11 protein-coding genes are annotated in these 10,801 nt (G+C 59.2%); 1 reads left to right on the top strand and 10 read right to left on the bottom strand.

The annotated features are described in order from the left end of the window. Positions 1–171: 171 nt before the first annotated feature. The 4 genes from COA65_03670 to COA65_03655 all read right to left on the bottom strand — a co-directional run bounded on the left by COA65_03670 (position 172) and on the right by COA65_03655 (position 4,387). Positions 172–1,776 carry a transcription termination/antitermination protein NusA gene (locus COA65_03670; GenBank protein PCJ60788.1) on the bottom strand — a complete coding sequence of 535 codons (1,605 nt, stop codon included), beginning with the start codon at positions 1,774–1,776 and terminating at the stop codon, positions 172–174. Between the two features lie 15 nt (positions 1,777–1,791). Further along, complete coding sequence (locus COA65_03665; GenBank protein PCJ60787.1) at positions 1,792–2,301, bottom strand: ribosome maturation factor RimP; 510 nt, start codon at positions 2,299–2,301, stop codon at positions 1,792–1,794. Positions 2,302–2,493: 192 nt separating this feature from the next. Further along, complete coding sequence (locus COA65_03660) at positions 2,494–3,201, bottom strand: tRNA (guanosine(46)-N7)-methyltransferase TrmB (protein PCJ60786.1); 708 nt, start codon at positions 3,199–3,201, stop codon at positions 2,494–2,496. Between the two features lie 10 nt (positions 3,202–3,211). Further along, positions 3,212–4,387, bottom strand: coding sequence for a methionine adenosyltransferase (locus COA65_03655; protein ID PCJ60785.1), 1,176 nt, complete (start codon positions 4,385–4,387; stop codon positions 3,212–3,214). Between the two features lie 2 nt (positions 4,388–4,389). On the opposite strand from COA65_03655, the gene COA65_03650 reads away from it, so the two are divergent. Next, on the top strand, positions 4,390–4,584 hold the full coding sequence (locus COA65_03650) for a hypothetical protein (protein ID PCJ60784.1): 195 nt from the start codon (positions 4,390–4,392) through the stop codon (positions 4,582–4,584). A 55-nt stretch (positions 4,585–4,639) separates the two neighbouring features. Here the strand turns inward: COA65_03650 and COA65_03645 are convergent, their stop codons facing one another. The 6 genes from COA65_03645 to COA65_03620 form a co-directional block, all read right to left on the bottom strand. Beyond that, entirely contained in the window at positions 4,640–5,131 is a 492-nt protein-coding gene (locus COA65_03645) for a transcriptional regulator (GenBank protein PCJ60783.1), read from the bottom strand. Between the two features lie 73 nt (positions 5,132–5,204). Beyond that, on the bottom strand, positions 5,205–6,800 hold the full coding sequence (lnt, locus tag COA65_03640; GenBank protein PCJ60782.1) for an apolipoprotein N-acyltransferase: 1,596 nt from the start codon (positions 6,798–6,800) through the stop codon (positions 5,205–5,207). After that, on the bottom strand, positions 6,793–7,458 hold the full coding sequence (locus tag COA65_03635; protein PCJ60813.1) for a magnesium/cobalt efflux protein: 666 nt from the start codon (positions 7,456–7,458) through the stop codon (positions 6,793–6,795). The genes lnt and COA65_03635 overlap by 8 nt, the downstream gene beginning before the upstream one ends. 230 nt (positions 7,459–7,688) lie before the next feature. Next, complete coding sequence (gene ybeY, locus COA65_03630; protein PCJ60781.1) at positions 7,689–8,234, bottom strand: rRNA maturation RNase YbeY; 546 nt, start codon at positions 8,232–8,234, stop codon at positions 7,689–7,691. Beyond that, entirely contained in the window at positions 8,227–9,297 is a 1,071-nt protein-coding gene (locus tag COA65_03625; protein ID PCJ60812.1) for a phosphate starvation-inducible protein PhoH, read from the bottom strand. Before COA65_03625 ends, ybeY begins: the two co-directional genes overlap by 8 nt. Further along, complete coding sequence (locus COA65_03620; GenBank protein ID PCJ60780.1) at positions 9,288–10,682, bottom strand: tRNA (N6-isopentenyl adenosine(37)-C2)-methylthiotransferase MiaB; 1,395 nt, start codon at positions 10,680–10,682, stop codon at positions 9,288–9,290. Before COA65_03620 ends, COA65_03625 begins: the two co-directional genes overlap by 10 nt. Positions 10,683–10,801 lie beyond the last annotated feature (119 nt).

Below are 10,801 nucleotides of genomic sequence, written 5' to 3'. Positions count from 1 at the left end.
GACGCTTAAGCGAAAGCGGTGTCTTTTTTTGTTCTTCTGGTTCGTTCGTTTCTGTCATGGGATCCGCCCAAATTCATTTCTTGTCATTGCAGGTCAAGGCCGAGGTCGTTCAACATTATTCAAAGTTGAAATTCCCGGGCCAAAAGGCCCCTGGAAATTTCTTGCCGCGGGTCAGGTTTTTTCCGGCTCCGTCGGTTCCGGCTCCGTCGGTTCCGCTGGCGCCTCTGCGTCCCCTTCAGCCGCCGGGACAGCCTCCGCCCCTTCTTCCCCTTCAAACCAATGGGCGCGCGCCGCCATAATGATGGCATCGGCGTCGGTTGTCGTCAAAACGGTGCGGCCAACGATATCGCGCAATTCGTCGCTTGCAAGATCGGCCAGGTCATCAAGGGTCTTCACATCATTTTCGCCAAACGGCACCAACATTTCCGGGGTCACGCCCTCCGCCGTTGCAACCTCGTCCGTCACACCGAGTTCCTTACGTTGCACGGTGAGTTTTTCCGTCTGGACGGAAATGTACTCCCGGGCACGCGTGCGAAGTTCGTTGCCGACGTCTTCGTCAAAGCCTTCGATTCCGGCAATATCCTCGACCGGCACGAAGGCCACTTCCTCAACGCTCGTAAACCCTTCCGTCACCAGCAGATGAGCGATCACCTCGTCCACCTCCAGCGCGTCCGTAAACACCTGCGAACGCGTGCGGAATTCTTCACTGCGGCGCTCAGATTCTTCCGCCTCAGTCAGAATATCAATGTCCCAGCCGGTCAACTGCGAGGCCAGGCGCACGTTCTGACCGCGCCGGCCAATGGCAAGGCTGAGCTGATCGTCCGGAACGACAACCTCGACCCGCTTTTGCTCTTCATCCAGCACCACTTTCGCCACTTCCGCCGGCGCCATCGCGTTCACAATAAACGTCGCGGGATCCGGCGACCATTTGATGATATCGACCTTCTCGCCCTGAAGCTCGCTGACCACCGCCTGAACGCGGCTGCCGCGCATGCCGACGCAGGCGCCAACGGGATCAATCGCCGCATCGTTGGAAAGCACCGCAATTTTCGCGCGGCTTCCGGGGTCGCGGGCGACCGACCGCATTTCGATAATGCCGTCATAAATCTCCGGCACTTCCTGGGTGAAAAGCTTTGCCATAAACTGGGGATGGGTGCGCGAGAGAAAAATTTGCGGGCCGCGCGGCTCCTTGCGCACGTCATAGATATAGGCTCGCACGCGATTGCCGTTGTGAAAGACCTCTCTCGGCAAGGTCTCGTCGCGACGCAACAGCGCTTCCGCCCGGCCCATGTCTACAATCATGTGGTTGCCAAATTCGCTGCGCTTTACAAGGCCGTTCGCAACTTCGCCAATGCGATCTTTGTATTCCTCATATTGGCGCTCGCGCTCTGCTTCGCGCACCTTTTGAACGATGACCTGCTTTGCCGTTTGCGCGGCAACGCGCCCAAAATCGATCGGCGGCAACACCTCGATCAAAAACTCACCGATCACGGCGTCCGCCTTTTGCTTTTGCGCATCCGCAAGGCCGATTTGCGTAACTTCGTTCTCGATCTCATCAACCACTTCGGTATAGCGCATCAATTCGATCGCACCGTTCTTGCGGTCAATGGTGGCGCGAATGTCGTGTTCGCGCCCATATTTCGAACGACCCGCCTTTTGAATGGCCTCTTCCATCGCCTCCAAGACTTCGTCCGGTTGAATGCCTTTGTCACGAGCGACGCTTTCCGCCACCTGTAAAAGCTCGGGCCTTGGCTCTAGTATGGTTTCAACTTCCATGACCGTTTCTATGTCCTAGTCTACGCTTTGAAGTTTTGCTGCTTTTGCAATCAATTCATCGGTGAGCAGAAGTTTTGCCCGCCGGATATTGTCAAAATCGAGATCCACCGTTTCACTCTTGTGTTCCATCTGGACGCGATCCCCATCCATCCCAAGAAGCTTTCCCTGAAACCGGCGACGGCCATCAATGGCGCGGACGGCTTCGATCTTCACGAGGCGGCCGGCAAATTTTGAAAAATCCTCGCGACGCACCAGCGGCCGGTCAAGCCCAGGTGAGCTGACTTCCAAATCGTAAGACCCGGCAATCGGGTCTTCGACATCGAGAAGCGCCGAGATTGCCCGGCTCATCTCCGCGCAATTTTCCGCCGTCATGCCGCCACCATCGCGACGCTCTGCCATCACCTGCAAGGTCGGCGACCCCCCGCCAGTGAAAAGAACGCGCACAATTTCATACCCCATCGATTCCAGGGACGGCGCGATCATCGCTTCAATTGGTGCAGCCACTTCTTCACCCACTGTCTTCATACCCGTCCGCCCATATCTGTCTCATGGCGAAAAAACCTGCCCAAAAACAAAAAAGCGGGCCGCAGGCCCACCTTCTTTGATCGTTCAACGTTTCTGTGGCTTGGGAACTCTTCCGTAAAATATAGAGAATTCCAAGGTTCCTTCAACCTTTTTCCGTCCATCGGGCGTGGTGGCCTCCCTGCCGCCACAAACCTATTGCCGCAAACAACGGCGAAATCGCAGATAGGCGGGCCGCCGGTCCTGGCAGATCGCTTTCGCCTCATAGCGGGTTTCCGGCCAGTCTGCGGGCCGCACACGCCAATCCGCAGGCCCCAAAGCCTCCCAGGTAAAATTGGCATCGGCCAGCAGGTGGTGCAGCATCCACCCCACATAGCCCATGTCGTCGCTAGCCAGGCGCAGTTCCGCCCCACCCTTCATGACCCGGGCGAGCATTTGCAGGTTTTCCGCCGAAACAAACCGCCGTTTGTGGTGACGCGTCTTCGGCCATGGGTCCGGAAAGAGAAGAAAGACACGGCCCAGGCAGGCGTCAGGCAACGCTGCCAGAAGAAGCCGGGCGTCGTCTGGAAAAACACGGATATTTTGCAGATTTTCTTCTTCGACGCATCGCAAAAGCCGGGCCAGCCCGTTCACGAAAGGCTCACACCCAAGAAAGCCAATGCCGGGATGGGCCTGCGCCTGCCAGATCAAATGCTCGCCGCCACCGAAACCTATTTCAAGCCAGATAGCGTCGGGGGATTGCGGAAAAAGCGTTTGCGGATCAACCGAGGCGTCCGTCTCAGCCAAGGCAATGGCCAGTTCCGGCAGCCGGCGCGTCAGGCTGGCCTGTTGCGACGGTTTCAGGCGATGCCCGTGGCGGCGGCCATAGAGCCGTCGTTTTTGTTGTGACTGGCCCTCGGCCATCGAACCGGTCCTACGCCTGTTGAAAGGCCGCCCGCAACGCGTCGACGAGGTCCAGACGCTCCCACGAAAAACCGCCATCGGCTTCCGGCGCCCGGCCAAAATGGCCATAGGCGGCGGTCCGCTCATAAATCGGGCGGTCGAGATGCAAATGTTCGCGGATGCCGCGCGGCGAAAGATCCATAAGATCGCACAACACATCGGCAAGCACGCCTTCATCCGCAAAACCGGTGCCATGGGTGTCGATGTACACCGCAAGCGGTTTTGAAACGCCGATCGCGTAAGCGAGCTGAATCGTACAGCGTTCCGCCAGGCCCGCAGCAACAACGTTCTTCGCCAGATAGCGGGCCGCATAGGCCGCCGAACGGTCAACCTTCGTCGGATCCTTGCCGGAAAAGGCGCCGCCACCATGGGGGGCCGCGCCGCCATAGGTGTCGACGATGATTTTGCGGCCTGTGACCCCGGCGTCCCCGTGGGGCCCGCCAATGACGAAGCGTCCCGTCGGATTTACATAAAATTCTTCATCCGGGCACATCCAGCCTTCCGGCAGCACACCTTCGACATAAGGGCGCACGATGTCGCGAATTTCCTGCTGATCAAGTTCCGCCGCGTGCTGGGTCGAAACGACAACCGATGTCGCGCGAATTGGCTTGCCGTCAAGATATTCGAGCGTCACCTGACTTTTTGAATCCGGCCCCAGGCCCGGCGCATCGCCGGCGTGGCGCGCTTCGGCAAGGGCGCGGAGAATGCCATGGGCGTAGTGGACCGGTGCCGGCATCAGCACGTCCGTCTCGCGGCAGGCATAGCCAAACATGATCCCCTGGTCGCCGGCACCTTCGTCCTTGTTGCCTTTCGCGTCGACCCCCATGGCGATGTCTTCGGACTGGCTATGGACGTAGACGGAGACTTCCGCGTTCTTCCAATGAAAATTTTCCTGGTCGTAACCGATTGCGCGAACCGCTTGGCGCGCAACCTCTTCAAGCGTGTCGTTGGTGATGGATTTCGGCCCGCGAACCTCGCCCGCAAGTACGATCCGGTTCGTTGTAACCAGGGTTTCGACGGCAACGCGCGCGTTTGAATCCGCCGCTAGAAAAACATCGACAATGGCGTCCGAAATCCGGTCGCAGACCTTGTCCGGATGCCCTTCCGATACCGACTCACTGGTAAAAAAATATTCGCCGTTACGCAACGTTGCGTCCTCCACTTATCAAGAGCTGTCGCCACCCCGCCATCACGGTTCATGGGGCCGCATTTGCAGCCGCATTTGCAGCCGAATTTTCCATGGAAAATCGAGGGAAAATCGAGGCGCGCCGCCGGGTTTTGTCAGGCGATTTTGTCGCAGTCTTTCGACAAGCCGTCAAGCCGCGATGGAAAACCAACCTGTGATATACGGGCGTATGGGCGTCGGCCGACGCAAGATCTGTGATCGCGTTACGGCGCGTTACGCCTCCGCGTCTACCGCATCCGGCGCGTTTTCGGCGAGGGATCGCGTCAGATCGAGAATCTGTTTACGAAGGGCCGGGCTTTTGATCCGGTAATAGGCGCGGACAAGGCGAAGCGTTTCGCGCTTGGCCATCGGGTCGCCCTCGAAAGGCGGGGCTGCGCCCTCCCGCAGCTCGCCGACCAAGGCCGTCTCACCGTTTTTCGCAAGCGCCAGATCGTCGAAGAAGAAGGACACCGGCACATCAAGCACCTGACTTAGTTCATGCAGCCGGCTGGCACCGATGCGGTTGGTGCCGCGCTCATATTTCTGGACCTGCTGGAATGTCAGGCCGATGGCCCTGGAAAGCTTTTCCTGAGTCATGCCAAGCAGAGTTCGCCGCAAACGCACGCGAGAACCGACATGGATGTCGACAGGATTCGGCCCGTTGCTTTTTTGCCGACCTTTTTTACGTGGCAAACCTGCGTTTTCAGCGATTGCGGACGCGTTCATTCGGATACCTGCTACGAAAATCTGACGTTCAAAAAAAAGTAGCATACAACCGTATGATGTCAATTTTATTTGTCTACAACCGTATAGAGCGCCGCCATCTCAGGGTGCCAAGCAGCCCAAAACCAGCCAGCAGGACGCCGAGCAGCCCCCAATCCCCGAAGCGTCCATAGGGAGGCGGGCTTCGCGCCGCCGGCAACGCCCCGTCCAGCACCCCCGCAACGCCAAGATCGAGACGCTGCAGCACCCGACCATAGGGATCAACAATTGCCGAAATGCCTGTGTTCGCAACCCGCACGAGGGGCAAGCCCTCTTCGACAGCACGCAACCGCGCGGCCGTAAAATGTTGATAGGGGCCGGCACTTTTTCCAAACCAGGCGTCGTTTGTCACATTCAACAGCCAGCGCGGCCGCGTCGTCTTATCGAGAACCGCGCCCGGAAAAATCACCTCATAGCAAATAAGCGGGCTTAGTGGCGGCAGGGAACCAAGGGCAAGGGTGACCGGGCCGGACCCGCGGTGAAAATCGCCGATGCCTGGCACAATGCGCGAAATCGGCAAAAGACCCCGCAAGGGCACGAATTCGCCAAAGGGAACAAGGTGGAATTTGTCATACCCGCCGACGATGTTCCCCCTTTCGTCCAGGGCAACCACGCCGTTTGAAGGGGCGTCACCCTTCGCCCCCGGCGGCCGGCGCGGCGCGCCGGTCAGAAGCAGGCCGCCCTTTGGCACCGCCTGGGCCAGACGCCAGCGCAATTGCGGATCGCGCGCAAGCAAATAGGGGACCGCCATCTCGGGCCAGATCACGACGGTAGCCCGATCAAACCCTTCGCGCGTGCTAAGGGCGAGGTGGCGGTCGAGATGCTGTTTTTGAAGATCTGGCTGCCATTTAAGGCTTTGCAGAATGTTCGCCTGAACAAGCCGCAGATGCACATCGGTCAAGGCCACCTCGGCGCCTGCCAGGCGAAGGGCACCGCCGCCCCAAAGAAGCAGCAGAAGAAGAAACGCTCCAAGCAGGGACCGAATTGCGGCAACTGGTTTTTCCTCTGCCAGCATGCCTGGCATCGTCGCCGCAATCACCATGACAAAGCTTAGGCCGTAGCTTCCAAAGACGGCGGCGGTCTGGATCATCGCCTCGGAAACAATCCAGCCATGGCCCAAAAGCATCCATGGAAACCCGGTCAGAAAATGCCCGCGCAGCCATTCAAACATTGTCCATGTCAGCGCAAAAAGAAGGCAGCGTTGCCAGGCGCGCTGGCCAAGCAAACCCATCAGCAGACGGAAGGCAAGGACGGCGGCGGCCGGAAAAAGAGCGAGATAAAGAGCCAGCCCCGGAATGGCGAGCGGCGCCAGCCAGGCAAAGCGGTCCGCATCGACAAGAAAGGCGTGGGCGATCCAGTGAACGCCAATTAAAAAATGGCCGACGCCGAACGCAAGGCCGATGAAAAAGGCACTACGATGGCCGGACGCCGTCTCAACCAGCCAGATCAGGCCCGGAAACGCAAGCAAGAGAAGGGGCAGCCCATACCAGGGCGGCATCGCCAGGGCACCAAGCGCCCCCAGCAAAAGCGCCAGCCCATAACGCCGCCAGCCATGAAGGGCGGCTATGCGCCCGCGCAAACCACGCGCCCATCCGAAAACGGGCCATTGCAAGACGAACGGTGCCTCACCCATCGTCGGGCGGCGGTTCCGAAAGGTTGCGAACGCGGATACGCCGGATACGCCGGGCGTCGGCCTCAAGCACTTCGAACTCGACCCCGGATGGATGGCGGATGATTTCGCCCCGCCCCGGCACGCGGCCCGCCAGGTAGAAGACAAGCCCGCCAAGCGTATCAATGTCTTCATCCTTGTCGGTCAACAGCGCCTGGCCAATGCGCGCCTCAAGCACCTTCATCTCTGCCCGGGCATCGACAAGAAGCGAGCCGTCATGCAGCGGCACAATCATCGGCGGTGCTTCGATGTCGTGTTCGTCCTCAATCTCACCGACAATTTCCTCAACCAGGTCTTCGATGGTGACCAGACCATCAACGCCGCCATACTCGTCGACAACCAGAGCCATGTGGATGCGGGTCGCACGCATCTGCAGCAAAAGATCAAGCACGCGCATTGTCGGCGCAACGAACAGGGTGCGGCGAACAATTTTCGACAGACGGAAACCCGACGCATCGCCCATGCAGGGCAAAAGATCCTTGATGTGTACGATGCCGATAACGTCATCAAGGGTCTTCCGGTAAACCGGAAGCCTGGAATGCGCATTCTTGCTCATGATGCCGGCCACTTCCTCAAGAGCCGCATCGGCCCCGACCGCAACGATATCGGCGCGCGGCATCATGATGTCGCTGATGGCGACATTGCGAAGCTTCAAGACGTTTTCAAGAAGAACGCGTTGATCCGGACCGATCGCAATGTCCGACTCTTCCCGATCAAGAATCAGATCCTCGATTGCCTCACCCAGGGTGCCATCGGAAACACGATGGCGGCGGCGAAGCCGGCTCCAAAAATTCTGGAACCACGCGCCCGATGGTTCGTCTTCGTGCACCGCTGGCTCTGGTCTGTCCGCTGTCACGGTGCCTCCTCCGCCTGCAAAGGCCGGGATGGGATTGCGTAAGGGTCCGAAATGCCGAGGCGGCCAAGCACCTCGCGCTCAAGACCCTCCATTTCATCGGCGGCGGCGGGCGCAACGTGATCGTAGCCCAAAAGATGCAGCACACCATGAACCACAAGATGGCACAAATGATCGGTGAGAGACTTTCCTTGTGCGTCCGCTTCGGCACTGACCGTCTCAAAGGCGATGACAACATCGCCCAACATGGCTGGCGACGCGCCTTGCTTCGTCGCCACCGCCTCGCCCGGAAAGGAAAGGACATTCGTTGGCCGATCCTGCTGGCGATAATCGCGGTTCAGCCGGCGGATCTCGCCATCGTTCACAAGCGCCAGGCTGATCTCACCCGCACAGACCGGTGGCACATTTGCGCCCAGGGCGGCAAGAGCCGCCCGGCGGATAACGGTCTCAATGTCCGGCACGGCGTGACCCCAACGCGCATCCAAAATGGCGACATCGACCTCAAGGGGGGGCGACGATGCTGAAGATGTGTTTGTCTCAGACATCGCGCGGCCTGTTCCGTGGCGCGCATGGCTTCTGTGGCGCGCATGGCGTGGTATTTTTTTCTTGATCGCGCGCCTCATAGGCACGAACGATTGCCGACACCAGAGGATGACGAACAACATCCGCATCCCCCAATTCAACAATACGCGCCCCTTCGACGGTCTGAAGAATTTCAAGGGAATTCGCAAGGCCCGAACACACGCCATGCGGCAAATCGATCTGGGTCAAATCGCCGGTGATCGTCATGCGGGAATTTTCCCCCAGACGAGTCAGCAGCATTTTCATCTGCACGGCCGTTGTGTTTTGCGCTTCGTCCAGGATGACATAAGCGTTCGCAAGCGTGCGCCCACGCATGAAAGCCAGCGGCGCAATCTCGATCTCGTCACTGGCGAGCATACGCTGCACTTGGTCGGACGGCATCATGTCGTGAAGCGCCTCGTAGAGCGGCCGGAGATAGGGCGCAATCTTCTCCTGAAAATCACCGGGTAGAAAGCCAAGGCGTTCCCCCGCTTCAACGGCGGGACGCGACAAAATGATCCGATCGACGCGGCCTGAAAGCAACATGGAAACCGCCATGGCAACGGCGAGATAGGTTTTGCCGCTTCCGGCCGGTCCAAGGGCCACAACGAGTTCGCTTTCCTCAAGCGCCGCGATGTAGTGCGCTTGCCCAGGCGACCGGGACGTAACCCGCCGCTTGCGCGTCGAAATCACGCTGGCCTCAGGGTCCGGCAAGGCGCTGTCGGCATTCAAACCCGCGTTCGGATTCGCTTTTAAATTCATGGCAAGCCGCAACGCCGCGTCAACTTCGCCGACCGTGACGTCGAGCCCCTGCTTGAGGCGGCGATAGAGCAAATCCAGCGCCGCAACCGCCATGTGAACGCGGTCCGCCACGCCGGAGACTGCCAATTGGCCACCCCGTGAGCCGATGCAAATTCCAAGCTGATTTTCGATCCGTAAAAGATGTTCGTTCTGCTTGCCATAGAGATGCGGAAGAAGCCGGTTGTCATCAAATTGCAGCTGCCGTTGAAAATTGCGTTCCGTTGTTGCCGGTGCGGTCAGGCGCATGCGCTTGCTTCGTCTGATTTCTGCGCGCAGGTGTCGGCGGTCGACCCAACCCATTCGCCCGCCAGACTGTTTGCGTGCGAAGCAACAATGCGAATTTGGCCAAGCTCGCCGATGACCGCTTCCGACGCCTCAACATACACCGAATGGCCATAAGGGCTTCGCCCCACAAGCTGGCCGGGGTGGCGCCCGGCATGTTCGAAAAGAACCGGAAGCGTGCGCCCAACCGCCTTGGCATTCCAGGCACGCTGCCCGTCTTTAAGAAGTTCTTGCAGCCGGTGAAGCCGTTCATCTTTCACCGCTTCGGGTAATTGGGCCATCGACGCCGCCGGCGTGCCGGGGCGCGGGCTGTATTTAAAAGAATAGGCCTGAGCGAAGCCCACGTCGCGGACAAGGGTGAGGGTCGCCTCAAAATCCGCCTCCGTCTCGCCGGGAAAACCGACGATAAAATCCGAGGAAAGCGCGATGTCCGGCCGGTGGCGGCGAAGCGCGGCGACAGTCTTTAGGTAATCTTCGGCACTGTGGCCGCGGTTCATGGCTTTCAGCACGGAATCCGATCCGGACTGAACCGGAAGGTGCAGGCTTGGCATTAATTTCGTTTCTTCCCCATGGGCGCGCAAAAGATCCGCGTCCATGTCCCGGGGATGCGAGGTCGTATAGCGAATGCGCCACAACCCTTCGAGCAAGGCCAGGGCGCGGATAAGGCCGGCAAGGCCAACGCCATCTACCGGTCCGCTGGCCGCCTCGCTGCCGTCCGGCGCCGGACCGCGATAGGCATTCACGTTCTGGCCCAGAAGCGTAATTTCGCGCGCGCCCATGGCGACAAGCTGGCGCGCTTCTTCAAGAATGTCTGCGACGGGCCGCGAAAATTCAACGCCGCGCGTATAGGGCACAACACAAAAGGTGCAGAATTTGTCGCAGCCTTCCTGAATGGAAAGAAAGGCCGTTGCGCCAGATGCCGTCACCGGTGCCGGCAAATGATCGAATTTCGATTCGACGGGAAAATCCGTGTTCAGCACCGCACCTTCGGCACGCGTCGCCCGGGCCACCATTTCCGGAAGCCGGTGATAGGTTTGGGGTCCGAAGACAAGGTCGACATGGGGCGCGCGGCGAAAAATCTCCGCCCCTTCCGCCTGGGCCACGCAACCGGCAACGGCCAGAATCCGATCACCCTGGCCCGCCTTTACCGGACGCAGCCGGCCCAGTTCCGAAAAAAGCTTTTCCGAGGCCTTCTCGCGAATGTGGCAGGTGTTCAAAATCACCATATCCGCGTCATCAAGGCAATCCGTCAGCCGATACCCAAGCGGTGCCAGAACGTCCGCCATCCGCGCGGAATCGTAGACATTCATCTGACAGCCATAGGTTTTAATGAAGAGTTTCTTTGCCAATCAATCTAGCCTTGCGGCCCACCCGGCCTGCGGGTCCGAACCTTTTTCGCCCCTGACACCCATCGCTTGTTCCATGGATATAGGCGCAACGTGCCCGAAAAACACTAGCATTGCGTAAA

The organism is Rhodospirillaceae bacterium, from assembly GCA_002746255.1.
GTDB lineage: Bacteria > Pseudomonadota > Alphaproteobacteria.
Note: the sequence above shows the minus strand (reverse complement) of the source record. Positions and strands in the feature narration are given on the sequence as shown.